Origin of the sequence: Burkholderia sp. Bp8992, assembly GCF_003853705.1 — a bacterium.
Lineage (GTDB): Bacteria > Pseudomonadota > Gammaproteobacteria > Burkholderiales > Burkholderiaceae > Burkholderia.
Genome location: NZ_QTQI01000012.1, coordinates 27,660 through 52,101 on the forward strand (window position 1 = coordinate 27,660; position 24,442 = coordinate 52,101).

Annotated in this window: 24 protein-coding genes; 11 read left to right on the plus strand and 13 right to left on the minus strand. The window is 67.4% G+C overall.

All coding sequences use genetic code 11. The features are described 5' to 3' along the window. Positions 1 to 83: 83 nt before the first annotated feature. Positions 84 to 611, plus strand: coding sequence for an inorganic diphosphatase (gene ppa, locus DIE03_RS18570; RefSeq protein WP_011352863.1), 528 nt, complete (start codon positions 84 to 86; stop codon positions 609 to 611). Between the two features lie 54 nt (positions 612 to 665). On the opposite strand, the gene DIE03_RS18575 is transcribed toward ppa, so the two are convergent. Continuing rightward, the gene (locus DIE03_RS18575) at positions 666 to 1,484 is read right to left on the minus strand and encodes a GIY-YIG nuclease family protein (RefSeq protein WP_124452842.1); all 819 of its coding nucleotides are present in this window, start codon (positions 1,482 to 1,484) and stop codon (positions 666 to 668) included. 49 nt (positions 1,485 to 1,533) lie between these two features. Further along, positions 1,534 to 2,568 carry an AraC family transcriptional regulator gene (locus DIE03_RS18580; RefSeq protein ID WP_124452844.1) on the minus strand — a complete coding sequence of 345 codons (1,035 nt, stop codon included), beginning with the start codon at positions 2,566 to 2,568 and terminating at the stop codon, positions 1,534 to 1,536. Positions 2,569 to 2,713: 145 nt separating this feature from the next. Between DIE03_RS18580 and DIE03_RS18585 the strand changes: the two genes are divergently transcribed. Then, positions 2,714 to 4,960, plus strand: coding sequence for a glycoside hydrolase family 3 C-terminal domain-containing protein (locus DIE03_RS18585; protein WP_124452846.1), 2,247 nt, complete (start codon positions 2,714 to 2,716; stop codon positions 4,958 to 4,960). Positions 4,961 to 5,022: 62 nt separating this feature from the next. Here the strand turns inward: DIE03_RS18585 and DIE03_RS18590 are convergent, their stop codons facing one another. Beyond that, positions 5,023 to 6,201, minus strand: coding sequence for a GNAT family N-acetyltransferase (locus DIE03_RS18590; protein ID WP_124452848.1), 1,179 nt, complete (start codon positions 6,199 to 6,201; stop codon positions 5,023 to 5,025). 109 nt (positions 6,202 to 6,310) lie between these two features. Between DIE03_RS18590 and DIE03_RS18595 the strand changes: the two genes are divergently transcribed. Both DIE03_RS18595 and DIE03_RS18600 read left to right on the plus strand, forming a co-directional pair. Beyond that, the gene (locus tag DIE03_RS18595) at positions 6,311 to 8,029 is read left to right on the plus strand and encodes an NAD+ synthase (protein WP_124452850.1); all 1,719 of its coding nucleotides are present in this window, start codon (positions 6,311 to 6,313) and stop codon (positions 8,027 to 8,029) included. Positions 8,030 to 8,112: 83 nt separating this feature from the next. Then, on the plus strand, positions 8,113 to 8,451 hold the full coding sequence (locus tag DIE03_RS18600; protein ID WP_006398637.1) for a P-II family nitrogen regulator: 339 nt from the start codon (positions 8,113 to 8,115) through the stop codon (positions 8,449 to 8,451). Positions 8,452 to 8,593: 142 nt separating this feature from the next. Here the strand turns inward: DIE03_RS18600 and DIE03_RS18605 are convergent, their stop codons facing one another. Beyond that, positions 8,594 to 9,673 carry a porin gene (locus tag DIE03_RS18605; protein ID WP_124452851.1) on the minus strand — a complete coding sequence of 360 codons (1,080 nt, stop codon included), beginning with the start codon at positions 9,671 to 9,673 and terminating at the stop codon, positions 8,594 to 8,596. Positions 9,674 to 10,217: 544 nt separating this feature from the next. Then, a complete protein-coding gene (locus tag DIE03_RS18610; RefSeq protein ID WP_124453118.1) occupies positions 10,218 to 11,144 on the minus strand; it encodes a LysR family transcriptional regulator in 927 nt (308 codons plus the stop codon). A gap of 133 nt (positions 11,145 to 11,277) precedes the next feature. On the opposite strand from DIE03_RS18610, the gene DIE03_RS18615 reads away from it, so the two are divergent. Further along, a complete protein-coding gene (locus DIE03_RS18615) occupies positions 11,278 to 11,775 on the plus strand; it encodes a GNAT family N-acetyltransferase (protein ID WP_124452852.1) in 498 nt (165 codons plus the stop codon). A 54-nt stretch (positions 11,776 to 11,829) separates the two neighbouring features. Here DIE03_RS18615 and DIE03_RS18620 read toward each other — a convergent pair whose 3' ends face one another. From DIE03_RS18620 to DIE03_RS18635, 4 genes are all read right to left on the minus strand, one after another. Beyond that, a complete protein-coding gene (locus DIE03_RS18620; RefSeq protein WP_124452853.1) occupies positions 11,830 to 12,609 on the minus strand; it encodes an ABC transporter ATP-binding protein in 780 nt (259 codons plus the stop codon). Positions 12,610 to 12,627: 18 nt separating this feature from the next. Continuing rightward, positions 12,628 to 13,341 carry an ABC transporter permease gene (locus DIE03_RS18625; protein ID WP_059233487.1) on the minus strand — a complete coding sequence of 238 codons (714 nt, stop codon included), beginning with the start codon at positions 13,339 to 13,341 and terminating at the stop codon, positions 12,628 to 12,630. Next, complete coding sequence (locus DIE03_RS18630) at positions 13,338 to 14,027, minus strand: ABC transporter permease (protein ID WP_124452854.1); 690 nt, start codon at positions 14,025 to 14,027, stop codon at positions 13,338 to 13,340. Before DIE03_RS18630 ends, DIE03_RS18625 begins: the two co-directional genes overlap by 4 nt. 229 nt (positions 14,028 to 14,256) lie before the next feature. Continuing rightward, positions 14,257 to 15,039 (minus strand): ABC transporter substrate-binding protein, encoded by a 783-nt coding sequence (locus DIE03_RS18635; RefSeq protein WP_148092902.1) that lies wholly within the window; start codon positions 15,037 to 15,039, stop codon positions 14,257 to 14,259. A gap of 364 nt (positions 15,040 to 15,403) precedes the next feature. Here DIE03_RS18635 and DIE03_RS18640 point away from each other — a divergent pair, with 364 nt between their 5' ends. Then, positions 15,404 to 16,102 (plus strand): pirin family protein, encoded by a 699-nt coding sequence (locus DIE03_RS18640; RefSeq protein WP_124453120.1) that lies wholly within the window; start codon positions 15,404 to 15,406, stop codon positions 16,100 to 16,102. Between the two features lie 69 nt (positions 16,103 to 16,171). Here DIE03_RS18640 and DIE03_RS18645 read toward each other — a convergent pair whose 3' ends face one another. Further along, positions 16,172 to 16,723, minus strand: a complete 552-nt coding sequence (locus DIE03_RS18645) for a periplasmic heavy metal sensor (RefSeq protein ID WP_124452856.1) — start codon at positions 16,721 to 16,723, stop codon at positions 16,172 to 16,174. 224 nt (positions 16,724 to 16,947) lie between these two features. On the opposite strand from DIE03_RS18645, the gene DIE03_RS18650 reads away from it, so the two are divergent. Next, positions 16,948 to 17,673, plus strand: a complete 726-nt coding sequence (locus tag DIE03_RS18650) for a response regulator (protein ID WP_006493394.1) — start codon at positions 16,948 to 16,950, stop codon at positions 17,671 to 17,673. Then, positions 17,657 to 18,973, plus strand: a complete 1,317-nt coding sequence (locus tag DIE03_RS18655) for an ATP-binding protein (protein WP_124452857.1) — start codon at positions 17,657 to 17,659, stop codon at positions 18,971 to 18,973. Before DIE03_RS18650 ends, DIE03_RS18655 begins: the two co-directional genes overlap by 17 nt. A gap of 42 nt (positions 18,974 to 19,015) precedes the next feature. Here the strand turns inward: DIE03_RS18655 and DIE03_RS18660 are convergent, their stop codons facing one another. Continuing rightward, positions 19,016 to 19,282 carry a hypothetical protein gene (locus DIE03_RS18660; RefSeq protein ID WP_011545926.1) on the minus strand — a complete coding sequence of 89 codons (267 nt, stop codon included), beginning with the start codon at positions 19,280 to 19,282 and terminating at the stop codon, positions 19,016 to 19,018. A gap of 444 nt (positions 19,283 to 19,726) precedes the next feature. Between DIE03_RS18660 and DIE03_RS18665 the strand changes: the two genes are divergently transcribed. Both DIE03_RS18665 and DIE03_RS18670 read left to right on the plus strand, forming a co-directional pair. After that, the gene (locus DIE03_RS18665; RefSeq protein ID WP_124452858.1) at positions 19,727 to 21,484 is read left to right on the plus strand and encodes an ABC transporter permease subunit; all 1,758 of its coding nucleotides are present in this window, start codon (positions 19,727 to 19,729) and stop codon (positions 21,482 to 21,484) included. Positions 21,485 to 21,506: 22 nt separating this feature from the next. Further along, positions 21,507 to 22,844 carry an AAA-associated domain-containing protein gene (locus DIE03_RS18670; protein WP_124452859.1) on the plus strand — a complete coding sequence of 446 codons (1,338 nt, stop codon included), beginning with the start codon at positions 21,507 to 21,509 and terminating at the stop codon, positions 22,842 to 22,844. Positions 22,845 to 22,909: 65 nt separating this feature from the next. Here DIE03_RS18670 and DIE03_RS18675 read toward each other — a convergent pair whose 3' ends face one another. Together DIE03_RS18675 and DIE03_RS18680 are read right to left on the minus strand one after the other, a co-directional pair. Next, positions 22,910 to 23,404, minus strand: coding sequence for a hypothetical protein (locus DIE03_RS18675; protein WP_124452861.1), 495 nt, complete (start codon positions 23,402 to 23,404; stop codon positions 22,910 to 22,912). Then, on the minus strand, positions 23,401 to 23,952 hold the full coding sequence (locus DIE03_RS18680) for a hypothetical protein (protein ID WP_124452863.1): 552 nt from the start codon (positions 23,950 to 23,952) through the stop codon (positions 23,401 to 23,403). The genes DIE03_RS18675 and DIE03_RS18680 overlap by 4 nt, the downstream gene beginning before the upstream one ends. A gap of 288 nt (positions 23,953 to 24,240) precedes the next feature. Between DIE03_RS18680 and DIE03_RS18685 the strand changes: the two genes are divergently transcribed. Next, positions 24,241 to 24,438, plus strand: coding sequence for a hypothetical protein (locus DIE03_RS18685; RefSeq protein ID WP_124452865.1), 198 nt, complete (start codon positions 24,241 to 24,243; stop codon positions 24,436 to 24,438). Positions 24,439 to 24,442: the final 4 nt, after the last annotated feature.

Below are 24,442 nucleotides of genomic sequence, written 5' to 3' on the forward strand. Positions count from 1 at the left end.
CGCATTCCCTTGGGGGACGCCCGCGGCGGTGCAACGGCCGCGGCGCCCTGTACCGAATTCCCATCGACCTACAGAGAGTGCTCATGAGCTTCAATCATGTTCCGGCCGGCAAGGACCTGCCGCAAGATTTCAACGTGATCATCGAGATTCCCGCGCAAAGCGATCCGGTGAAGTACGAGGCGGACAAGGAACTGGGCCTTCTCGTCGTCGACCGCTTCATCGGCACGGGCATGCGCTATCCGGTGAACTACGGCTACATTCCGCAGACGCTGTCGGGTGACGGCGATCCGGTCGACGTGCTGGTGATCACGCCGTTCCCGCTGCTGGCCGGCTCGATCGTGCGTTCGCGCGTGCTCGGCATGCTGCAGATGACCGACGAGTCGGGCGTCGACGCGAAGCTGGTTGCCGTGCCGCACGACAAGGTCTGCCCGATGACGGCGAACCTGAAGTCGATCGACGACGTGCCCGAGTACCTGAAGGACCAGATCAAGCACTTCTTCGAGCAATACAAGGCGCTCGAGAAGGGCAAGTGGGTGAAGGTCGAAGGCTGGGCCGGCATCGAAGCCGCGCACAAGGAAATCACCGACGGCGCCGCGAACTACAAGAAGTAAGCGGCGTACCGGCCGGCGGCCGGTTCGTACGGAACGCAAACCGCGCGTGTCTCCTCAGGAGGCCGCGCGGTTTTGTTTTGTGCGCGCGGGTTTCTTGCGTGCGGGTGTGGGGGCCGGCGGGGGCGAGGCGACCGGTGAACCCTTCGTGCGTTTTACGCGGGGCGCGGTAACGGAGGGCGCGATCTCTTTCACGGCTTTCGCGGCCGACGAACGGCGACGAGCCGGTGCGGGCGCGGCGTCTTCGCGGCCGTTCGCGACGGGTTTGCCGGCGGCGACCGGGGTTTTCCTTTTCGATGACGCGGATCCGGACGTGTTGGTCTTCTTTACCGACGCGCTACCCGGCGAGGTCTTTTTTGCGACTGTGTCGGCGCCGGTTTTCTCACGTTTCGTGTCCGGCGTGGCCTTCGTGGCCTTCGGGGCTTGCGTGCCTTTTGCAGGCTTCGCAGACTTGGCGACTTTCCCGGTCGTCGCGTTTTTGCCGGCAACCGGATCCGTTGCAACCGCCTGCGCCGTATCGTCGGCGGCTTCCGCCTTTACCTTCTTCCGTCTGCGCGTGCCAGCCTTCAACCCGGCCGCGTGTTCGCTTTCATCGAGCGTCACCACGACTGGCAACACCGATTCGAGCGTCCGCAATCCGGTCGCCAGCTCGCGCTTCTGCGCGGCCGTGAGCTGCTTCACCCAGTACTCGGCGCGCGACGCACTCGACCGGTCGGGCAACGGAAACGATGCGAGCACCGCGCGCGGCTTGCGCGAGCGCGTGTAGCGCGCGCCCTTGCCGGACGCGTGTTCGTCGAAGCGCGCGGCAACGTCGGTCGTGATGCCCGTGTAGACGCTGTCGTCGGCGCATTCGATCAGGTACAGAAACCAGGACATGGCAGGGCGGCGGGATGCGAAGCCGCCAGTGTCTCAGAAAAAGCGCCCGTCAACGCCACCGGTCGCCGTGCCCGTCGCGAAAGCGGCTCGGCGCCGCACCGAGTTCGCGGGTGAAGAAGCGCGTGAATGCGCTCGTCGACCGGAAGCCGACGCGCACGCCGATCTCGCCGATCGGCAGCTGTGTGTTCAGCAGCAGGTCGCGCGCTTCGCCGAGCCGCGCCTGCGCGACGAGCGCATGAAACCCGACGGCCTCGCGATGCAGCCGCCGGCGCAGCGTCCAGCGCGACATCGCGAAGCGCGTGCACACGTGCTGCATCAGCGTGTCGGTCGGCACGTCGACCTCGTCGGACGTGCGCAGCCAGTCGCGCACGCATTGCGCGACCGACGAGCCGAACGTCGAGCGCGCACGCACGCGCTCGCGAGCGGCGTCGGCCGCGTGACGCTGGATGCCGGCGAGCGGCGCGTTGTAGCGCTCGAACGGCGTGTCGAAGTGCGCGGAGCGCAGCACGAGGCGGTTGTGCGCGGCGTCGAACGATACCGGTGCGCCGAGCATGTCGCGCAGCGCGGCAACGGGCGCGAACGCGCGGCCGGCGAATTCGGCGTCGTCGATGCGGGCGTGCGGATCGTACAGGCGCGCGAGCGCCGCGAGGATCGCGAGGTTCGTGAATGCGCTGCCCGCGTGCCGGCCGTCGCCTTCGTTCACGTATTCGAGCGCGATCGCGTCGCCGTTCTCGTGCGCGAACACCCAGTCGACGTTGCCGATCAGCTCGCGATAGTGCAGGTAGCCGTGCAGTGCGTCGCGCAGCGTCGCCGCATTGCACGTGACGCCCGCGAGTTCCGGGAACGGCACGAGCCACGGCACGACCTGCGGCGGCGGCCGATGCCACGACAGCGGCCAGCCGCTCGTCAGCTGCATGGCGGCCACATGCCGGTCGCCCGCGATGCGGCGCGTGTCGTCGGCGAGTTCGGCCGGTCCGATGCCGAGCGTGTCGAAGAGCGGTGCGGGATCGATGCCGTTCGCGCGCGCGTCTTCGCACAGCCAGCGGTAGATCCGGACGGATACCGATTTCTGTTGCAACTCCATGTCTGTCTCCCTGTCGTCATGCCGTTCGGGTTTGTCCCCGCTGCGAGAGGTCAACGCATGCTCCTGCCGGTCAAGCGTGGTGACCGGTCAATTTTTAGACTCTGGAGTCGAGCCACAAGTACAACAGAACGATTCTGGAGGATCAATGAAAACTTCGCTGTTCCGGTGTTCGACGATTGCGTCCGCGTGCGCGCTCACGGTGCTGCTCGCATCGTGCGGCGGCGACGACATCCACGCCCCGGCCGACCCCGATGCGGCGGCCGACCAGCGCGCGGCCGCGCTCGTCGCGCAACTGACGACCGACGAGAAGCTGCAGCTCGTGCACGGCACGGGCATGCCCGCACTCGACCTGGGCGGCCCGTTCCCGGCCGGCGCGCTGAACGGCGCGAGCTACATCCCGGGCGTGCCGCGGCTCGGCATTCCGGCGGTCAGCAGCGCCGATTCGGCGGGCGGCGTGAACGTGAAGAACGCGCGCGTGACCGCGCTGCCGGCGCCGGTCGCGCTCGCGGCGACGTGGGACCCGGCGCTCGCGGACACCTACGGCACGCGCATCGCGCTCGAATTGCGTGCGCTCGGTTTCGCGGAAGGGCTCGGCGGCGGCGTGAACCTCGCGCGCGAGCCGCGCAACGGCCGCACGTTCGAATACATGGGCGAGGATCCGGTGCTCGCGGGCACGCTGAGTGCCGCGCGCACGCAGGCGACGCAGGCGCAGAAGGTGATCGCGACGATCAAGCATTTCGCGTTCAACGACCAGGAAACCAACCGGATGACGATCGATTCGGTCGTCGACGAGCGGACCATGCGCGAGGCCGAACTCCTCGCGTTCGAGATCGGCGTGAAGGACGGCCAGCCGGGCAACGTGATGTGCGCGTACAACAAGCTCAACGGCGTGTATGCGTGCGAGAACCCGACTCTGCTGACGACCGTGCTGAAGAACGAATGGGGCTTCAAGGGCGTCGTGCAGTCGGACTGGGGCGCGACGCATTCGACCGTCGCGGCCGTGCAGGCCGGGCTCGACGAGGAGCAGCCCGGCGCGGCCGACGACGGCAACGCGCCGCTCGGCTCGTACTTCAACGCGAAGCTGCGCGCGGCGCTGCAGGCCGGCAGCGTGTCGGCCGCGCGGCTGAACGACATGGTGCAGCGCAAGCTGCGCACGCTGATCCGCATCGGCGTGATGGACGCTCCGCCGAAGGCGGGCGGCGCGATCGACGAGGCCGCCGGCAACGCCGATGCGCTTGCGATCGCGCGGCAGTCCGCCGTGCTGCTGAAGAACGCAGCCGCGCCGGGCGATGCGCAGCCCGTGCTGCCGCTCGCGGCCGGCGCGCTCAAGTCGGTCGTCGTGATCGGCGGCCATGCGGACGCGGGCGTGCTGTCGGGCGGCGGCTCGGGCGCGGTGCCGGCGATCGACGGCAACGCGGTGACGACCTGCCAGCAACCGGCCGACATGCTGTTCGGCGGCTGCGCGACCTGGTACAAGTCCGCGCCGCTCGCGGCGATCCGCGCGAAGGCGCCGAACGCATCGGTCAGCTATCTCGACGGCACCGACGCGAATGCCGCGGCGAGCGCGGCCGCGCAGGCCGATGTCGCGATCGTGTTCGCGACGCAGTGGCAGACGGAAGGGCTTGACCTCGCGAGCCTGTCGCTGCCCGATGCGAAGGCCGATCCGTACAACCAGCAATACGACCAGAACGCGCTGATCGCGGCCGTCGCCGCGAAGGCGAAGCGCGTGATCGTCGTGCTCGAGAACGGCAGCCTCGTGCTGATGCCGTGGCTCGCGAACGTGCATGGCGTGCTCGATGCGTGGTATCCGGGTGCGCAAGGCGGCCAGGCGATCGCCGACCTGTTGTTCGGCGACGCGAACCCGTCGGGCCGGTTGCCGCTGACGTTCCCGAAGCAGGAGGCCGACCTGCCGCAGCCGACGATCGATCCGTCGCGCACGCAGACCGTCTATGCGGAAGGCCTCGCATACGGCTATCGCTGGTTCGATGCGAAGGCGATCGAGCCGCTGTTCCCGTTCGGCTACGGGCTGTCGTACACGACGTACGGGTTGTCGGCGATGTCGGCAACGGCCGACGCATCGGGCAACGTGACGGTCGGCGTGACGGTGACGAACACGGGCGCGCGGGCCGGCGCGCAGACGGTGCAGATCTACGCGGCGTTGCCGGCGTCGCTCGGCGAGCCGCCGAAGCGGCTCGTCGGCTGGACCAAGGTTGCGCTGCAGCCGGGCGAGGCCCGCACGGTCAGCGTCGCTGTGCCGGCGCAGCGCTTCGCGGTCTGGGATGCGAATGCGCATGCGTGGCGGATCGGCGCGGGCAGCTACACGCTGTCGGCGGCCGCGTCGTCGCGCGATCCGCAGGCGCTGTCGCAGGCGGTGACGCTCGCCGCGCACTGAGCCGGGGCGGCCGTGCGTGATGTGGCGAGGCCAGTCGCGGCCTCGCTGCGTCTTTGCCGATGCTACGCGCTGCCGCGCCGGAACGGATCGTGTTCGCGCAGTTCGTCGACGTACGCGTGGATATGCTCGGTCTCGCGTTCGAGAAAGCGTGCGACCGCGTCGGAAAACGCCGGGTGCGCGAGCCAGTGCGCGGAGCGCGTGACGGTCGGCAGGAAACCGCGTGCGAGCTTGTGTTCGCCCTGCGCGCCGCCTTCGAACGTATCGAGCCCGGCCTCGATGCAGAATTCGAGCAACTGGTAGTAGGCCGTTTCGAAATGCAGGCAGGGCACGTGCTCGATCGCCCCCCAGTAGCGGCCGTACAGCGTGCCGCCGCCGTGCTCGCCGCGCCGGTACACGGCGAGCGCGCTCGCGATCGGCCGGCCGTCGGCTTCCGCGATCACGAGCAGCAGGTTCTCGGGCATCGTCGCGCCGATCGTGCGGAAGAAATCGAGGTTCAGGTACGGGCTCGAAAAGTGCTCGCGGTAGGTCTGCCGGTAGCAGCGCGAGAAGAAGCGCCAGTCGGCGTCGGTAATCTGGTCGCCGGTCAGCCGCCGGAACGTTACGCCCGCATCGTGCACCTTGCGCCGCTCCGCGCGGATGTTCTTGCGCTTCTTCTGCTCGAGCGTGCCGAGGAAATCGTCGAAGTGGCGGTAGCCGTCGTTGAGCCAGTGGAACTGCACGCCTTCGCGCAGCATCATCCCCATCGATTCGAGCAGCCGCGCTTCGTCGCCGGTCGGGAACAGCACGTGCAGCGACGACACGTCGCTCTGCTCGGCGAAGGCGAGCAGCGTGGCCGCGAGCCGGCGGCGCGCGTCGTCGTCGGCCGCGAGCAGGCGCGTGCCCTGCACGGGCGTGAACGGCACCGCGCACAGCAGCTTCGGGTAGTAGGGCAGGTCGTTGCGCTGGTACGCGTCGGCCCACGCCCAGTCGAACACGTATTCGCCGTACGAATGCTGTTTCGCGTAAACCGGCGCGGCGGCGGCGAGACGGCCGGTGCGCTCGTCGGTCAGCGTGACGAAGTGCGGCGACCAGCCGGTATCGTCGACCGCGCAGCGTGCGACGTGCAGCGCGTCGAGGAATTCGTGGCGCAGGAACGGCGTCGGCTGCGCGTCGCGTGCGAGCAGCGCGTTCCATTCGTCGGCCGGCACCTCGGCGGGGGACGACAGGATGCCCGTGCGATAATCGATGCGTTCGTGTTTCAAGCGTGAATCCGTACCGTTGGATGTTGCCGGATGCGTGCCGCCATGGCGCGCGTCCGGGCCGATTTCGTCAGCCGTTCAGGGCGCGCCGCCGGGCTGCGCCGATCCCGCCATGAAGACCCGACTCGCACTTGCCCAGATCAACGTCACCGTCGGCGACTTCGCCGGCAACGTCGCGCGGATCGTCGCGGCCGCGCGCGCCGCGCACAACGATGGTGCGCAGCTGATGGTCGCGCCCGAACTCGCGCTGTCCGGCTATCCGCCGGAAGACCTGCTGCTGCGGCCCGCGTTCTACGCGGCGGCGGCCGCCGCGCTCGATGCCCTGGCCGATGCGCTGAAGGCGTTCGACGGGCTCGCGGTGCTGGTCGGCCATCCGTTGCGCGGTCCGGGCAGGGGGCCGGGCGGCGATGCGCGCGCGCCAGCCGTCGATGGTAATGCAAACCGCCCGATCGAGCGCGGCGTGCCGCCCACCGATACCTTCAATGCCGTGTCGCTGATCGTCGGCGGCGAGATCGTCGGCACCTACCGCAAGCAGGATCTGCCGAACGCCGAGGTGTTCGACGAGAAACGCTACTTCGCGACCGACACCGAGCCGCTCGTGTTCGAGCTGAACGGCGTGAAATACGGCGTGATCATCTGCGAGGACGCATGGCATGCCTCGGCCGCGCAGATCGCGAAGGCGGCCGGCGCGCAGGTGCTGCTGATCCCGAACGGCTCGCCGTACCACATGAACAAGGAAGCGGTGCGCGTCGACATCCTGCGCGCGCGGATCCGCGAGACCGGGCTGCCGATGGTGTACGTGAACCTCGTCGGCGGCCAGGACGAGCTCGTGTTCGACGGCGGCTCGTTCGTGCTCGACGGCGAGGGCGCGCTCGTCGCGAAGATGCCGCAGTTCGACGAAGGCCATGCGATCGTCGAATTCGACGGTGCGCGGCCGCTGCCGGGCGCGATCGCGCCCGAGCTGTCGACGGATGCGCAGGTGTACCGTGCGCTCGTGACCGGCGTGCGCGACTACATCGGCAAGAACGGTTTTCCCGGCGTGCTGATCGGGTTGTCGGGCGGTGTCGATTCGGCGCTGGTGCTGGCCGTCGCGTGCGATGCGCTCGGGCCCGGACGCGTGCGCGCGGTGATGATGCCGTCGCGCTTCACGGCCGACATCTCGACCACCGATGCGGCGGAGATGGCGCGGCGCGTCGGCGTGCGCTACGACGAGATCGCGATCGCGCCGATGTTCGACGCGTTCCGCGCGGCGCTCGCCGACGAGTTCGCGGGCCGCGCGGAAGACGCGACGGAGGAGAACATCCAGGCGCGCATCCGCGGCACGCTGCTGATGGCGCTGTCGAACAAGTTCGGCTCGATCGTGCTGACGACCGGCAACAAGAGCGAGATGGCGGTCGGCTACTGCACGCTGTACGGCGACATGGCCGGCGGTTTCGCGGTGATCAAGGACATCGCGAAGACGCTCGTGTACCGGCTCTGCCGCTATCGGAACGAAACGGCGGACTACCCGCTGCGCGACGTGATCCCCGAGCGGATCCTGACGCGCGCGCCGTCGGCCGAGCTGCGCGAGAACCAGACCGACCAGGACAGCCTGCCGCCGTACGACGTGCTCGACGCGATCATGCGGATGTACATGGAAGAAGACCGGCCGCTCGCCGAGATCGTCGCGGCCGGTTACGCGCAGGCCGACGTCGAGCGCGTGACGCGGCTCATCAAGGTCAACGAATACAAGCGCCGCCAGGCACCGATCGGCATCCGCGTCACGCACCGCGCATTCGGGCGCGACTGGCGCTACCCGATCACGTCGCGGTTTACCGAACGTCTCGATTGAGCCGTGCTGGGCCGGATGCGGCTCGCCGGCTTACAATCGGGAACGCGATTTTTCATCCAAACGAGCATTGAGGGACAACCATCATGAAACGCATCACCGCCATCATCAAGCCGTTCAAGCTGGACGAAGTCCGCGAAGCGCTCGCCGAAGTGGGTCTCACGGGCCTGACCGTGACGGAAGTGAAGGGCTTCGGCCGCCAGAAGGGCCATACCGAGCTGTATCGCGGCGCCGAATACGTCGTCGACTTCCTGCCGAAGATGAAGATCGAAGTGGTCGTCGCGGAAGCGCAGGTCGACCAGGTGATCGACGCGGTGATCGGCGCGGCGCGTACCGGCAAGATCGGCGACGGCAAGATCTTCGTGTCGGACGTCGAGCGCGTGATCCGCATCCGCACCGGCGAAGAGAACGAAGCGGCCGTCTGAGCGCCGCGTTCGTCACCGGGCCGTACCAAGTCGGTCCCGCCGAATAAAAAACGGTGCGGATACCCGGTTGGGTACCGCACCGATACGCGCCTCTCGCAGCAGCGTGGAAAGTGTTGTCGAATCGTTCTTTGACGGCGCCTGATCAGAACAGGTGCTGGATACCGGCGTAGACGCCGGTCTGGCTGCCGCCCGGATTCGGGTTGCCCGTCGACACGGCCGTACCGGCGCCGTTCGCGTTCAGGCCGAAGTTGGCGTTCTTGCTGTTGCGCACCGTTGCGACCTGCAGGTCGAACAGCGTGCGCTTCGAGATGTTGTACGAGCCGCCGACCGTGTAGATGTTCGCGTTGCCGCCGCCGTGGTTCGCGTTCACGTGATACACGGCTGCGATCAGCGCCGCTGCCGGCGTGGCCTGCCACGTCACGCCGCCCCACACCTGCTGGGTGCCCGTCACGCCGGCGTTCACTGCCGGGCCGCCGCTGCCGTCGGCGCGCGATGCCTGGTAAGCCGCCTGAACCTTGAACTGGCCGAGGAACACGTTCACGCCCGCGAAGTATTCACGCGAGTAGTTGAACACGTCCGAGAAGCGGCCGTTGCTGTCGCGCGTTTCGTCGTAGATGCCGCGCAACTGGAACAGCGAGTTCGTATAGGTGACCTGACCGCCCATTGCACGGCCCGGTTGGCCGGCCGTCGTGTTGCCGTTGAAGCTGGTCGAGTTCGAGAACGAGAACTGGCCGTAGAAGTCGAGGCCGTAGAGCGAAGGCGACTGGTACGACACGTTGTTGCTGGTCTTGTTCCAGTTGCGGCCGCGCACCAGCGAGGCCGTCGACCAGGCCGACTGGCCGAACGGGTCGAAGTCCCACACGCCGTTGGCGATCGCGAGTTCGCGACCCAGCAGCAGCGTACCGTAGCGGTCGTTGGAGATGCCGACAGTCGCGAAACGATCCCAGATCGAGCCGCTGAAGCCGCCCGTCATCGTGTTGAACGCGCCTTCGAGGTGGAACAGGACCTTGTTGCCGCCGCCGATGTCCTCGCTACCCTTCAAGCCCCACAGGCTCGTGCCCCAGTCGCCGCTTTCCGCGCGCACTTGGTGGCCGTTTTGCAGGCCGTTCAGGTACTCAAGGCCGGCATCCAGGCGACCATACAGCGTGACGCTGCTCTGCGCGTGCGCCGTCACCACCCCAGCAGCCATCAGCGCGGCCGCGACCAAAGCTTTCTTCATCATCTCCTCCATACCCTGTCAAAAAGTCAACCCAGACTGCACGAGATGCCCGGAGCGCGAGCGCCGGGCAAAAGCGGGATAACCAGGGAGACCTCGTGCAGGGCCGGTAAGCGCGGCACGCGGGCAAGCAGACGGAAAACCGTTGAGCGGTCCCGCGCAGCCGGGTCGGCCTGCGGGGTCTCCTTGTTGTGTCGTGAAGCTAAACTACATTTCACGAACTTCGTTTTGCTACTTTGGTTACTAATTTAGCAAAAATACAATTTTGTGGCGATGGAAATCGTTGTTTGACTAACCGCTGTCGCCAAATTGCCATGCAACACGGTGCGCAACAGGTGCACCTGGGGTTGGCGATTACCGGAAAACCCTTGTCCTGCAAGGGAGACACGAATTCCGCGAATAGGGGTCAAGGATTGCCACTATTGACGTTGCGAAAGCGCGGGCGTAAGCGCGAAAGTCGCGAAATTGGTAAGTATTTCGTAATGATTCGGGCAGTTTCGGCGATCGCCGGGTGGCGCCTGAAACGCCCGCCGCGCAAGGCGTGCGGCACTCAGTCCGGGCCCGGCCGCGCGGCGAGCAACTGCGCGCGAATCCAGCGGTGCGCATCGGTGCGTGCATGCTTCGCGTGCGAGTAGACCTTCACCGTGTAGCGCGGAATCTCGAACGGCGCCGGAAACAGGCGGATCGGCGCCGCGTGCCGCAGCGCCTGCGCGGCGCGGTTCGGCACGGTCATCAGCAGTTCGGATTCCGCGATCACGAACGGCGCGGCCAGCACCGTCGGCAACTGCACGGCGACGTGCCGCGCGAGGCCGAGCCGGTCGAGCACGTAGTCGACCACGCCGCGCGATTCGTTCCACGGCGTGACGATGACGTGGCGGGCGGCCAGGTACTGATCGAGCGTCAGCCGCCGGCGGATCGCCGGATGCGCGGCGCTCGCGATCACGACGTAGTCGTCGGAGAACCAGTCGAAATCCTCGATGCCCGGCGCGTCGGCCGCCGATTCCTCGTGATAGCCGAGCGCGAAGTCGATGCGGCCGGCCGCGAGCTCGTCCACGGATATCTTCCGGTCGGAATGCACGACGCGGATCCGCAGGTGCGGTGCGACGTGCTGGATCCGCGCGAGGAATGCCGGCAGCACCGCGAACGTGGTGTAGTCGGTCGCGGCGAACACGAACGTGCGGTCGCTGTGCGCGGGATCGAAGCGGCGCGCGCGGGCGAGCCCCTTCGACATCGCGTCGAGCGCGTCGCCGGCCCACGTGGCGATGTCGTCGGCGCGCACGGTCGGCTGCATTTCGTTGCCGAGGCGCACGAACAGCGCGTCGCCGATCGCGTCGCGCAGCCGCGCGAGCGCGTGGCTCAACGCGGACGGGCTCAATGCGAGCTCGTGCGCGGCCGCCGCGACCGACCGGTGGCGGTACAGCGCGTCGAACACGAGCAGCAGGTTCAGGTCGAGGCGGCGCAGTTCAGGATGCATCATGTTCAGGTAAGGATGAAGAAACTGCACTTCCTGCAGGCATGGCATGAACGTAGCATGACGGTTCGATCGGTGCCAGCGCACGCGCATGGCGTCGCTTTCCGTTTCAAGTCCGGGCCGGAGGAGGGCTCAACCCGTGCAAATCGATATCCGTTCCGCCACCGTCGCCGACGTGCCGCTGATCCTGCGGTTCATTACCGAGCTGGCCGTCTACGAGAAGGCGGAGCATGAAGTGATCGCGACGCCCGCGTCGCTCGAACGCAGCCTGTTCGGCGAAGGCTCGCCGGCGCGTGCGCTGGTCTGCGAGGTCGACGGCGAGCCGGCCGGCTTCGCCATCTATTTCTTCTCGTATTCGACCTGGCTCGCGCGGCAGGGCCTGTATCTCGAGGATCTGTACGTGTCGCCGCGTTTTCGCGGGGCGGGCGCCGGGCTGCGGCTGTTGAAGACGCTCGCGCGGATCGCGGTCGAGTCGGGCTGCGGCCGGTTCGAATGGAGCGTGCTCGACTGGAACGAACCGGCGATCCGCTTCTACGAGAGCGTCGGCGCGGCGCCGCAGAGCGAATGGGTGCGTTACCGGCTGGCGGGCGATGCACTGCGCGCATTCGCCGACGGCGCGCCGGTGAGCGCCGCGTAAACGCAAAACGGGCGCCGCGGGGCGCCCGTTCGAACGGCGTGCGTTTCGTGCGGGTTACTTGAGGCTGCCGGACAGGAACCCGCGCAGGCGTTCGCTCTTCGGGTTGGCAAACACCTCGGACGGCACGCCTTCTTCCTCGACGCGGCCCTGGTGCAGGAACATCACGTGGTTCGACACGTTGCGCGCGAAGCCCATCTCGTGCGTGACGACGATCATGGTGCGGCCTTCCTCGGCGAGCTTCTGCATCACCTTCAGCACTTCGCCGACGAGTTCCGGGTCGAGCGCCGACGTCGGCTCGTCGAACAGCATCACGTCCGGATGCATCGCGAGCGCGCGGGCGATCGCCACGCGCTGCTGCTGGCCGCCGGACAAATGCGACGGATACTGCTTCTCGACGCGCGGTGCGAGGCCGACCTTCTCGAGATACTCGCGCGCGCGATCCTCGGCTTCCTTCTTCGGGATGCCGAGCACGTTCACGGGCGCTTCCATCACGTTCTCGAGCACGTTCATGTGCGACCACAGGTTGAAGTGCTGGAACACCATCGACAGCTTGGTGCGCACGCGCTGCAGCTGTTTCGTATCGGCCGCGCGCAGCGCGCCCGTCTTGTCGAGCGCGGTGCGCACTTCCTCGCCGTCGACGAAGATGCGGCCCGCGTTCGGCTGCTCGAGGAAGTTGATACAGCGCAGCATCGTGCTCTTGCCGGAGCCGGACGAGCCGATCACGCTGATCACGTCGCCCGAGTTCGCCCTCAGCGACACGCCTTTGAGCACCTCGTTGTCGCCGTACCGCTTGTGGAGTTCGTCGACGAAAAGCTTCTGGGTCTGGGAATTCATCAATATTCCTGCGAAAACTTACTTGCCTTGCGGGCGCAGATACGCGAGCCAGCGGCGCTCGGCCTGGCGGAACAGCCACACGAGCGTGAACGAGATCACGAGATAGAGCAGGGCGGCGATGCCGAACGCGTGGAACGACATGTAGGTCGCCGAGTTGACGTCGCGCGCGATTTTCAGGATGTCCGGCACGGTCGCGGTGAACGCGACGGTGGTCGCATGCAGCATCAGGATCACTTCGTTGCTGTACAGCGGCAGCGCGCGGCGCAGCGCCGACGGCAGGATCACGCGGCGATACATCGTGAACGTGGACATCCCGTACGCGCGCGCGGCTTCGATCTCGCCGTACGACGTCGCCTTGATCGCGCCGGCGAAGATCTCGGTGGTGTACGCGCAGGTGTTCAGCGTGAACGCGAGCAGCGTGCAGTGCATCCCGTCGCGGAAGAACGCATCGAGCATCGGCGTGCCGCGTACGGCCTGCAGGCTGTAGAGGCCCGTGTAGCAGAGCAGCAGCTGCACGTAGAGCGGCGTGCCGCGGAACACGTACGTGTACAGCCACACGGCGCTCGACAGCCACTTCTTCTTCGACACGCGCGCCACGGCGAGCGGTATCGACAGGCAGAAGCCGAGGCCGATCGACACGACGAGCAGCCACAGCGTGATCGCGACACCGGTGATGCGATAGCCGTCGGTGTAGAGATAGTTGCGCCAGTATTCTTGGATGAGTTCGATCATAGGTCAGCCTTGCGGACACCGGTCGAGTAGCGCTTTTCGAGCCACATCAGCACGAAGTTCGAGATCGTCGTGATGGCGAGATAGACCGCACCGGCGATCAGCGTGAAGAAGAAGAACCGCAGCGTGCCCTTGCCGGCATCCTGCGAGGCCTTCACGACGTCGGCCAGGCCGATGATCGACACGAGCGCGGTGGACTTCACGAGCACCTGCCAGTTGTTGCCGATGCCCGGCAGCGCGAAGCGCATCATCTGCGGGAACATGATCCGCGTGAACACCTGCCAGTTCGTCATCCCGTATGCGCTGCCGGCTTCGAGCTGGCCGCGCGGGACCGACAGGAACGCGCCGCGGAACGTCTCGGTGAAGTACGCGCCGTAGATGAAGCCGAGCACGAGCACGCCGGCGAGGAACGGGTCGATGTCGATCTGGTCCCAGCCGAGCGCGTCGGTCGCGATGTTCAGCCAGATCTGCAGGCTGTAGAACAGCAGCAGCATCAACACGAGGTCGGGTACGCCGCGAATCAGCGTCGTGTAGACGGTGCCGACGCCGTTCGTCACGCGGTTGCGCGACAGCTTCGCGCCGGCGCCGAGCAGCCCCAGCAGGAACGACAGCGCGAGCGAAAGCACCGCCAGTTTGACGGTTTGCCAGGTGCCAGCGAGGATCAGCGGGCCGTAGCCTTGTAGAAACATATGGGGTCCCTGGTGTGGTCCCTGAGGGCGCACGTCGTGCGCCGCGAAAGACGCGTCCGCCAAGCTGCGCGGAACGCCCCGTGCGTATCATGACCGTCCGCCCCGGCAACGGTGCCGGGCGAGCCCGTCGCGCGAGCGGCGGGCAAGGGGGCGGGCGGCGCGTGGTTGACTGCCTGTACTGCACGGATACGGGGCCGCCCCCGCATCCGTTGCTTCTTCCGGTCGGCGCTCAGCGGGCCGGAGCCGAATAGACGCTGAACGAGAAGTACTTGTGCGACAGCCGGTCGTACGTGCCGTCCTTGTGCATGTCGGCCAGTGCCTTGTTGATCTTGAGCTTCAGGTCCGTATCTTCCTTGCGCAGGCCGATCGCGGTGCCGTCGCCGATCGTCTTCGGATCCTTCACTTCCGGCCCGGCGAACGCGAAGCCCTTGCCGCGCGGCGTGCGCAGGAAGCCGTAGTCGGCCTGCAACTCGTCCTGCAGCGTCGCGTCGAGGCGGCCCGAGCCGAGATCGGTATAGACCTGGTCCTGGTTCTGGTAAGGAATGATCGTCACGCCCTGCGGTTCCCAGTACGCCTTCGCGTAGGTTTCCTGCGTCGAGCCCTGCTCGACGCCGACACGCTTGCCCTTCAGCGACGCGACCGTCGGCAGCAGCGGCGAGCCGGTCTTCGCGATCATCCGCGCCGGCGCGTCGTACACCTTGTCGGAGAAGTCGATCTGCTCGCGGCGCTTGTCCGTGACCGTCAGCGACGACACGATGACGTCGTACTTCTTCGCTTTCAGCGCCGGGATGATCCCGTCGAGATCCTGCGCCACCCACACGCATTTCACGTCGATCCGCTTGCAGATTTCCTTGGTGAGATCGACGTCGAAACCGACGATCTCGCCGCTCGGCGCGGTCGACTCGAACGGCGGGTAGCTGGCGTCGACGCCGATCCGCACGGTCTTCCACTCCTTCGCGAAGGCGCTGCCCGCCACGAGGGCGAGGGCGGCGCACAGGGCGGCCTTCTTCATTTCCATCCTTCTGTTGCTGACTTTCCGGGGACGCTCGCGGCCGGTCGTATCGGGCGCCGCGGCGTATTCTAGATGGCCAAAATTCGCCGAACGGCGCTTGGGCATGGGCGGTCGCCGCAGCGGCGAACGCCAAAAGGGCGGTATTTTACCCGAACGCGATACCCGGAAAACCGCAATCCGGCGCGTTCGATCGATTCCTCGATTCGGCTGTTGCGACAATCGCGATATTCGCAACGAATATTCTGGCGATTGGTTGCGCAAGCGCAACGATGCGGTGCGCCGACGGCGGATTGTGGTGCGTTCGGTGTCCCCCTACAGTGGAGGTAAACCCGAACAAGTAATCTGCCCCCGGAGTGTCCGCGCCATGTTCCAGATCCGCCGCGCCGAAGACCGCTGCCACACGCGCCAAGGCTGGCTCGAATCGCGTCACAGCTTTTCGGCCGCCGGCCGCGCCGCGAACGCGCATCCGCCGGTCGGCGCGCTGCACGTGCTGAGCGAGGACCTGATCGCGCCGACGCGCGGTTTCGGAATGCAGCCGCGGCGCGACGTGGAGATCGTGACCTGCGTGCTGGACGGCACGCTCGCGCACCGCGACAGCCTCGGCTGCGGCGCGATCGTCCGCGCCGGTGGTATCCAGCGGATGAGCGCCGGGACGGGGCTCATGCACAGCGAAACCAACGCGTCGCGCGACCGTCCGCTGCATCTGCTGCAGATCTGGCTGCAGCCGGCCGAGCGGGGCGGGCGGCCGGGCTACGAGGAACGGCATTTCGCCGACGACGAGAAACGCGGCCGGCTGCGGCTCGTCGCGGCGCCGGACGGCGGCGGCGGTGCGCTGACGATGCGCTCGGACGCCCGCATCTTCGCGGGGCTGATCGACGGCGAAGAGACGGCGACGTTCGACGTGCGCGCCGGGCGCAGCACCTACGTGCACGTGGTGCGCGGCGACGTCGAGGTCAACGGCCGTGCGCTGGCCGCCGGCGACGGCGCGCGGATCGGCGGCGTGGACGCGGTGGCGTTCGCGCGCGGCCGGGCGGCCGAGGTGCTGCTGTTCGACGTCGCCTGAAACGAAACAGGGGACGCGGGCCGGTGCCCGCGTCCCCTCCGGTGCCGCTCCGGGAAGCGGCTTGCCGGCTTACTGCGCCGGCGCCGATGCGCCCTTGGCGGCGCGATGCTGCTCCCAGCGCTCCTTCATCTTCTCGTGGCGCTGCTCCATCTTCGCGAACTGCTGCTTGAGCGCCGTGCTGACCATCGTCTTCTGCTGGTCGTTCAGCCCGTTGTAGAACGTGAGCCACGCGGCGGACGTCTGCTCGCGCAGTTGCGCGTTCTGCGCCTCCGCCTGCTGGCGCGCCGAATGCATCGCGCTCAGGTCGAGGATCGGCTGGTTCTGCTGCGCCTTGAACTGCTCGCGCATCTGCTCGTGGCTCTTGCGCATCGCGTCATGGTTCTGCTTCATCGTGCTGACGGCCGCCTGCCATTGCTGTTCCTGCGACGCGTTGAGCTTCAGCTGGTCGTGCAGTTTCATGATCGCGCCGAACGGGCCGCCTTCGTGCCCGCCGTGCATCTGGTGCATGCCGGGGCCGCCCGGAGGCGGCATGTCGTCGGGCTGCGCGGCGTGCGCGGTGCCGAATGCGAGAGCGAGCACGGTGGCGGCCGCAATGGCCACGCGGGAAGTCTTCTTATACATTTCAGAAACTCCTTGAATCCAAAGGGTCCGGCGATGCGGTGCCGGGAAAGCCAGGTACCGCATCCGGTAAGACGCAGGTTAGCGATGCAGGCTCCGGCCGGTGTTACGTGGGGCGGCGGCCCGGTTACCGCGCATTACAGTTCCCTTGCGCGGTAACCCGCAGTAACCCTTTCGTCCCTTTGTTTCGTTCTTCGACTCCGCCCTCGCGCGGTAAACTTCGAGCCATGACTACCCAGATCCTCATCGTCGACGACGACCAAGAACTCCGAGACCTGCTGCGCGACTATCTCGTGCGCCAGGGGATGGAAGTGTCCGTGCTGCACGACGCGGCGACGCTCGAGAAGCGCCTCGAGCGCGAGCGGCCCGACCTGATCGTGCTGGACCTGATGATGCCGGGCGTGGACGGCCTGACCGCGCTGCGCCAGCTGCGCGCGGCCGGCGACGACATCCCCGTGATCATGCTCACGGCACGCGCGGACGACGTCGACCGCATCGTCGGGCTCGAGCTCGGCGCGGACGACTACCTCGGCAAGCCGTTCAACCCGCGCGAGCTGCTCGCGCGCGTGCAGGCCGTGCTGCGCCGCCGCCGCGCGACGCCGTCGGCGGCCGCGCCCGAGCAGCGCGAGCCGTTCGCGTTCGGCCGTTTCCTGCTCGACTTCCAGGCGCGCACGCTGTCGGTCGACGGCAAGCCGGCCACGCTGTCGAGCAGCGAATTCGCGCTGCTGAAGATCTTCGTGAACCATGCGCTGCGCACGCTCACGCGCGAGCGCCTGCTCGAGCTGCTGCACGGGCCCGAGTACGACGGTACCGACCGCGGCATCGATGTCCAGGTGTGGCGCCTGCGCCGCATCCTCGAAACGGATCCGTCGACGCCGCGCTTCATCCAGACGGTGCGCGGGCGCGGCTACGTGTTCGTGCCCGACGGCGAGGCTCATGCGCAAACCCATTGATTCACTGTTCGGGCGGCTGGCGCTGCTCGTCATCGGTGTCCTGCTCCTGTCGCACTTCGCGTGGTTCTTCGCGATGCGGCTCGAGCGCAACCAGATGCAGACGCGTTATGCGGTCGAGGAGGCCGCCTTCCTCGTCGACGCCGTGCGCCAGCACGTCGCGCGCACGCCGGACCAGCCGCTGCCGTCGCGCGTGCGGCTGGTGTCGCCGGACAGTGCCGACGTGCCGAAGGGCGGCAATGCGGGGCTGCCGCCGCCGCTCAAGCGGTTTCGCGACGACGTCAGCGAGCGCATGCCGCCCGGCACCCAGGTCGAGATCGGCACACCCGGTCATCCGCCCGTGCTGTGGGTGAAGGAGCCGGCCGACCGCAACTGGATCGTCGTGCCCGTGCAGCCGCTGCGGCCGCCGCGTTCGCTCGACCGGATGCTTTTGTGGCTCGGCACGATTTTCTCGGCCGGCGTGATCGCCGCGCTGTTCGCGGCCTGGCAACTGCAGCAGCCGCTGCGTTCGCTCGCCCGCGCGGTCGCGCGGTTCGGCCGCGGGCAGCCGGTGCCGCCGCTGCGCGAGCGCGGCCCGCGCGAGCTGCGCCAGCTCACGCACGGCTTCAACCAGATGGTGGAGCAGGTGTCGCAGGCCGAGAGCGATCGCGCGGTGATGCTGGCGGGCGTCGCGCACGACTTGCGCACGCCGCTGGCGCGGATGCGCCTGCGGGCGGAAATGATGGACGACGCACGGTTGCGCGACGGCGTCGTGCGCGACGTCGACTCGATGTCGCACATCGTCGATCAGTTCCTGGTGTTTGCGCACGGCGGGGCCGATCGCAGCGAACCGGTGCCGGTCGATCAGGCATGCGAGCGGATCGCACGCAGCTATCGCGCCGTCGCGCCGAACGCACCCACGGTCCAGACGCGGTTGGAGGCCGATCCAGGCTTCCGGCTGCCGACCGCGACGCTCGACCGGATCCTGTCGAACCTGCTGGACAACGCGCATGCGTATGGCGCACCGCCCGTGCTCGTCGAGACGGCGCGCACGCCGGCCGGCTACGTATTGTCGGTCAGTGACAGCGGCGGCGGGATTGCGCCGCGCGACCTCGCGGCCGCCACGCGGCCGTTCGTCCGGCTCGACCCCGCGCGCGGCGGGAACGGCCATAGCGGGCTCGGGCTTGCGATCGTGGAGCGGCTGGTGCTCAGGCTGGGCGGCGCATGCGACATCGGCAACCGCCCCGAAGGCGGCCTGCGCGTCGCGATGACGTTCCCGTTCGAGGCCGTGCCGAAGGACGAACCCCACGCACAGGCCGCGTAAGCGGCTGCGGCGCCTGCCCGGCCGGGCGGGCGCCGCGCGGCATCATTCGCCGAACAGCGTGCCGAGCGTCTCGGCCGCGTTGCTGTCGATCGTGTTGTAGGTCACGGTCGTGGCCTCGAAGATGTAGACGGTCGTATACCGGCCGAGGCGCTCCAGGATTTCCTCCTGCAGCGATTCCGGTACGACGTTCATGTTCAGGTACCACGCCGTCGACGACAGCCGCGTCTGGAACGACCCGTACTCCTGCATCAGTTCGTAGAACGCGTCGGCATCCTGATCGCGGCAGACGATCACCAAGTTTCCTGCCATTCCCTTTCCTCCCGCTCGTCGATCGATCCCCAAGGGGGCTAGCCCCGATCATACCCGCTTCGCTGCATCCGGCTCGTGACGCCCGACACGGTTTGCGCCCGCGTGCGGCTGGCGGGTTCCCGACCGGGCCGGATCACGGCATAATTCGGGCCTGCTGCCGGCCGAAGGTCTCAGGCCGGGTTGCGCCATGCCGCGCACCGGCCGTCCGCCCGCACGTCGGGCACGGTCCGTGCGCCGGCCCCGGACGGTTGTACCTGAAATACAGGTTGGTGTAGTGTCGTGCCGTCGCGGGCCGACGCGCCCGGGATCGCGGGCGCAGCTTGCACGCACGGCGCATCGCGCGTGCGCGAGATCGTCAGTCAATCGAATTACCGCGCCCGTGCGCTTTGCCATGAATCAACATCGACTGCCGGCTTCGTTCGGCCTTACCGGGGAGGGCGCCTGATGAACGTCGGATTCTTCAATCCGAACCGGACCGCCAACGCGTCCGCGTGGCGCGTGCTGCCGAACCGGTGGGACTTCATCGCGTTTCCGCTGATCATCTGCCTGATCGCGATGGCGGTCGTCGGTTTCCACGAAACGATGGCGCCGATCGCGACGCTGCAGACGCAGAAGATCTCGCTCGATCCGTCGAACCTGCCCGAATACGCGTTGCGCACCACGCTGCGGATGCTCGCCGCGATGGTCGCGTCGCTCGCGTTCACGCTCGTCTACGGCACGCTCGCGGCCAAGAGCCGTCGCGCGGGCATGGTCCTGATCCCGATCCTCGACATCCTGCAGTCGGTGCCGGTGCTCGGCTTCATCTCGTTTACCGTCACGTTCTTCCTCGCGCTGTTCCCGAGCCGCGTGCTCGGCGCCGAGCTCGCGGCGATCTTCGCGATCTTCACGAGCCAGGCGTGGAACATGACGTTCAGCTTCTACCAGTCGCTGCGCACGGTGCCGCGCGACCTCGACGAAGTGGCGCGGAGTTTCCACCTGACGTCGTGGCAGCGCTTCTGGAAGCTCGAGGTGCCGTTCTCGATGCCGGGCCTGATCTGGAACATGATGATGTCGATGTCGGGCGGCTGGTTCTTCGTCGTCGCGTCGGAGGCGATCACCGTCGGCAACCAGACCATCACGCTGCCGGGCATCGGTGCGTATCTCGCGCAGGCGATCTCGGACAAGAACCTCGGCGCGATCGGCTGGGTGATCGTCACGATGACGGTCGTGATCCTGGCCTATGACCAGTTCCTGTTCCGCCCGCTCATCGCGTGGGCCGACAAGTTCCGGATGGAGAACACCGCGTCGGGCGATGCGCCGCAGTCCTGGCTGCTCGACCTCGTGCGCCGCACGCGCCTGATTCATCAACTGCTCGTGCCGGCCGGCTGGTTCTTCGCGAAGGCCGCGCGGATTCCGCTGCGCCTGCCGCTGTCGGGCGCGATGCGCTTCTCGCTGCCGAAAGTCGAGAAGAAGGCGTCGCGCACCGTCGACATCACGTGGGCGATCCTCGTGCTGCTCGGCACGGCCTATATCGTGTGGCGCGTCGTCAGCTTCGTGTCGACCGGCGTGACGATGGCCGAGGTCGGCCACGTGATCGTGCTCGGGCTCATCACGCTGCTTCGCGTGGTCGTGCTGATCACGATTGCTTCCTTGATCTGGGTGCCGATCGGCGTGTGGGTCGGGCTGCGTCCGAAGCTGGCCGAGAAGCTGCAGCCGCTCGCGCAGTTCCTCGCCGCGTTCCCGGCGAACCTGCTGTTCCCGGTGTTCGTGATCGTGATCGCGCGCTTCCACCTGAACGCCGACATCTGGCTGTCGCCGCTGATCGTGCTCGGCACGCAGTGGTATATCCTGTTCAACGTGATCGCCGGTGCAACCTCCTACCCGAACGACTATCGCGAAGCGGCGACGAACTTCCGCATCCGTGGCTGGCAGTGGTGGCGGCAGGCGATCCTGCCCGGCATCTTCCCGTACTACGTGACGGGCGCGATCACCGCGTCGGGCGGCGCGTGGAACGCGAGCATCGTGTCGGAAGCCGTGCAGTGGGGCAACACCAGGATCGAGGCGCATGGCCTCGGCGCGTACATCGCGCAGACCACGGCCGCCGGCGATTTCCCGAAGATCATCCTGGGCATCGCCGTGATGTCCCTGTTCGTCACCCTGTTCAACCGCCTGCTGTGGCGCCCGCTGTATGCCTTCGCCGAAGCGAAGCTGCGGCTCGACTGAGTCCGATTGAGAGCGAAACGCGATGCACAATCCGAATGCTGTAAACGCCCCCGTCCAGACGTCCCAGCCGCCGCGCCTCGGTGAGGAAATCCTGCGGGTCGATCACGTCTGCCGCGGCTTCAACAAGACGCAGGGCGAACTGCTCGTGCTCGACGACGCGAACCTGTCGCTGCGTGAAGGCGAGATCGTCGGGCTGCTCGGCCGGTCCGGCTCGGGCAAGTCGACGCTGCTGCGCATCATCGCCGGCCTGATCGAGCCGACCGGCGGCGAAGTGACCTACCTCGGCAAGCCGCTGAGCGGCCCGGCCGAAGGTGTCGCGATGGTGTTCCAGACCTTCGCGCTGTTCCCGTGGCTCACCGTGCTGCAGAACGTGGAAGCCGGGCTGGAGGCGCTCGGCGTCGGCGCACGCGAGCGGCGCGAGCGCGCGCTGGCCGCGATCGACCTGATCGGCCTCGACGGTTTCGAGAACGCGTACCCGCGCGAGCTGTCGGGCGGCATGCGCCAGCGCGTGGGCTTTGCGCGCGCGCTCGTCGTCGATCCGACGATCCTGCTGATGGACGAGCCGTTCTCGGCGCTCGACGTGCTGACCGCCGAGACGCTGCGTACCGACCTGCTCGACCTGTGGACGCAGGGCCGCATGCCGATCAAGTCGGTACTGATCGTCACGCACAACATCGAGGAAGCCGTGTTCATGTGCGACCGGATCCTCGTGCTGTCGTCGAACCCCGGCCGCGTGATCGCCGAGATCAAGGTGCCGTTCAAGCATCCGCGCAACCGGCTCGACCCGGCGTTCCGCAAGCTCGTCGACGACATCTACGCGAAGATGACCGCGCGCCAGACCGGCGAAGCGACGAAGAAGGGGCTCGAACTCGGCAGCTGGCTGCCGCAGGTGTCGACCAACCTGATGGCCGGCCTGATCGAAACGCTCGCGATGGCGCCGTACCACGGCCGTGCGGACATGCCGGAAATCGCGCGCACGCTGCATCTGGAAGTCGACGACCTGTTCCCGATCGCCGAAGTGCTGCAGTACCTCGGCTTCGCGGACGTGCGCGAAGGCGACGTATTCCTGACGCCGCCGGGGCGCGTGTTCGCGGAATTCGGCACGCAGGAGCGCAAGCTGATGTTCGCGGATCACCTGCTGAAGCACGTGCCGCTGGCTGCACGGATCAAGAAGGTGCTGAACGAGCGTCCGGGCCATCGCGCGCCGCGCGTGCGCTTCGAGCAGGAGCTCGAGGATTTCCTGTCCGACGGTGCGGCCGAGGAAACGCTCGACGCGGTGATCGACTGGGGCCGTTACGGCGAGATCTTCTCGTACAACGACCAGACCGAGATCTTCAGTCTCGAGGACGTCGAGTCCTGAAATAGGCGGGGCCTAGGCGGGGCCCCGCGGTTTCCGGCGAGGCGAGCGCGCCGCGCATCGCGCCGTTACTGCAAATTCCCCCACCGGTCGACCGCCGGTTCCGCCGACGCCCACTTCCAGTGCGTGCCTTGCTGGCACGCATTCGCGAAATACCAGCTGGCCTTGTCGCCGTCCTTCACCGAGAACGTGAATTCCTTGCACAGCGCGAGCGGCGTCGAATAAGCGCGCGCGACGCGCACTTCGCCTTCGCCGTTTTCCAGCGGCAGCGTGTTCTTCACCTTCCACGGCTTCACCTCGCCGACGGCCAGGCTGCCGGCCACCTTCGCGATCGCATCCTGCTGGTTCTGATGGAGCTGCTTCATCGTGCGGTTGACGGCCTCGTCGGTCGCGGCCTGCACGGCGATCCCGACGCCGACGCCGACCGCCGGGTTCGCGGTGACGAGGCCCGTCGCCGCGCCGGCCAGTGCGCCGCTCGCGGCGCCGACCGAGCCGCAGCCCGACAGCGCGGCCGTCGCCGCGCACAGTGCGCCGATGGCCGCGAGACGGATCGCGACGCTCATTGCAGCGCACCCCAGCGTTCGGTCGCCGGCTCGGCCGAGGCCCATTTCCATACGGCGCCGTCGCGGCAGAGGGTCGCGACGTAGAACGCGGATTGCGCGGGCTTGTCGGGTTTCGCGGGCGTGTCGACTGCGAACACGATTTCCTTGCAGTCGAGCGGGCCGACGCTGATCATCCGGCTCACCGTCACGCGGCCCTGTTCGTCGTCCTCGATCGGGAAGGAGTGGTGCGTCGACCACGGCGCGACGCCGCCGACGTCGAGCGGCCCGGCCGCCTTCGCGATCTGTTCCTGGGTGTAACGGTGTGCGACGCGCTGCGAGTACTGGACGCCGGCCCGCGCGCCGGCCACGGCGCCGAGGCCGATGCCCGTCGCGACGGCGGCGTTGTTCGTGACCTTGGAAGCGATCGCGGCGCCCGCGATACCGGCGCCGGCTGTCGCGCCTTCGCTGTACAGCGAGTTGCAGCCCGACAGCAGTGCGGCCGTGGCGATGACGGCCAGCACGACGCGCGCCGGCATGGCCCGACGCGACGATTCGAAACGAATGTTCATCCCTGAGTGCAAGTCCTGTCTGGGTGAGCGGCGGCGCATGCACGCCCTGATGCCGCATCATTGTTTCGCAATTGTCATAGGAAAACTGCAAAGCTTTGACAAATCGCCGGCCGGCATGTCGCGTGCGCACGCGCGGCGCTATTGTCGGATAGATGGTTGGCCCGGGGTCGAAACGTTACAAATTGAAGGTAATTGTTACCTTGGCGTGCAAGGATCCGACCTAGACTGTTTTGTTATGGAATGTTTCTACGACGGCTTCGAGCCGCGCCGCACATGAGACACCCAGCCATGCGTCGTTCAAAACGGTTGTCACACCGGCCACCTGACACGGGGGCAGACCGCCCGCGTCCGCAGACCGACGCGCCGTCGGCACCGCCTGCCGGCGCGCCCGACGAGACGCCGTCCGACGGCGATCACAACCAGGGCGGCGCTCGCCCGGAAGGGCTCGACTACCAACGCGATCTCGGCCAGGAGCAGGACGCCTGATGCT

Bases quoted from the DNA above. Each gene is read 5' to 3' on its own strand.
- ppa (WP_011352863.1), top strand. From the start codon at position 84: ATGAGCTTCAATCATGTTCCGGCCGGCAAGGACCTGCCGCAAGATTTC.
- DIE03_RS18575 (WP_124452842.1), bottom strand. From the start codon at position 1,484: ATGTCCTGGTTTCTGTACCTGATCGAATGCGCCGACGACAGCGTCTAC.
- DIE03_RS18580 (WP_124452844.1), bottom strand. From the start codon at position 2,568: ATGGAGTTGCAACAGAAATCGGTATCCGTCCGGATCTACCGCTGGCTG.
- DIE03_RS18585 (WP_124452846.1), top strand. From the start codon at position 2,714: ATGAAAACTTCGCTGTTCCGGTGTTCGACGATTGCGTCCGCGTGCGCG.
- DIE03_RS18595 (WP_124452850.1), top strand. From the start codon at position 6,311: ATGAAGACCCGACTCGCACTTGCCCAGATCAACGTCACCGTCGGCGAC.
- DIE03_RS18600 (WP_006398637.1), top strand. From the start codon at position 8,113: ATGAAACGCATCACCGCCATCATCAAGCCGTTCAAGCTGGACGAAGTC.
- DIE03_RS18605 (WP_124452851.1), bottom strand. From the start codon at position 9,673: ATGATGAAGAAAGCTTTGGTCGCGGCCGCGCTGATGGCTGCTGGGGTG.
- DIE03_RS18610 (WP_124453118.1), bottom strand. From the start codon at position 11,144: ATGATGCATCCTGAACTGCGCCGCCTCGACCTGAACCTGCTGCTCGTG.
- DIE03_RS18620 (WP_124452853.1), bottom strand. From the start codon at position 12,609: ATGAATTCCCAGACCCAGAAGCTTTTCGTCGACGAACTCCACAAGCGG.
- DIE03_RS18625 (WP_059233487.1), bottom strand. From the start codon at position 13,341: ATGATCGAACTCATCCAAGAATACTGGCGCAACTATCTCTACACCGAC.
- DIE03_RS18630 (WP_124452854.1), bottom strand. From the start codon at position 14,027: ATGTTTCTACAAGGCTACGGCCCGCTGATCCTCGCTGGCACCTGGCAA.
- DIE03_RS18635 (WP_148092902.1), bottom strand. From the start codon at position 15,039: ATGAAGAAGGCCGCCCTGTGCGCCGCCCTCGCCCTCGTGGCGGGCAGC.
- DIE03_RS18640 (WP_124453120.1), top strand. From the start codon at position 15,404: ATGTTCCAGATCCGCCGCGCCGAAGACCGCTGCCACACGCGCCAAGGC.
- DIE03_RS18645 (WP_124452856.1), bottom strand. From the start codon at position 16,723: ATGTATAAGAAGACTTCCCGCGTGGCCATTGCGGCCGCCACCGTGCTC.
- DIE03_RS18650 (WP_006493394.1), top strand. From the start codon at position 16,948: ATGACTACCCAGATCCTCATCGTCGACGACGACCAAGAACTCCGAGAC.
- DIE03_RS18655 (WP_124452857.1), top strand. From the start codon at position 17,657: ATGCGCAAACCCATTGATTCACTGTTCGGGCGGCTGGCGCTGCTCGTC.
- DIE03_RS18660 (WP_011545926.1), bottom strand. From the start codon at position 19,282: ATGGCAGGAAACTTGGTGATCGTCTGCCGCGATCAGGATGCCGACGCG.
- DIE03_RS18665 (WP_124452858.1), top strand. From the start codon at position 19,727: ATGAACGTCGGATTCTTCAATCCGAACCGGACCGCCAACGCGTCCGCG.
- DIE03_RS18670 (WP_124452859.1), top strand. From the start codon at position 21,507: ATGCACAATCCGAATGCTGTAAACGCCCCCGTCCAGACGTCCCAGCCG.
- DIE03_RS18675 (WP_124452861.1), bottom strand. From the start codon at position 23,404: ATGAGCGTCGCGATCCGTCTCGCGGCCATCGGCGCACTGTGCGCGGCG.
- DIE03_RS18680 (WP_124452863.1), bottom strand. From the start codon at position 23,952: ATGAACATTCGTTTCGAATCGTCGCGTCGGGCCATGCCGGCGCGCGTC.
- DIE03_RS18685 (WP_124452865.1), top strand. From the start codon at position 24,241: ATGCGTCGTTCAAAACGGTTGTCACACCGGCCACCTGACACGGGGGCA.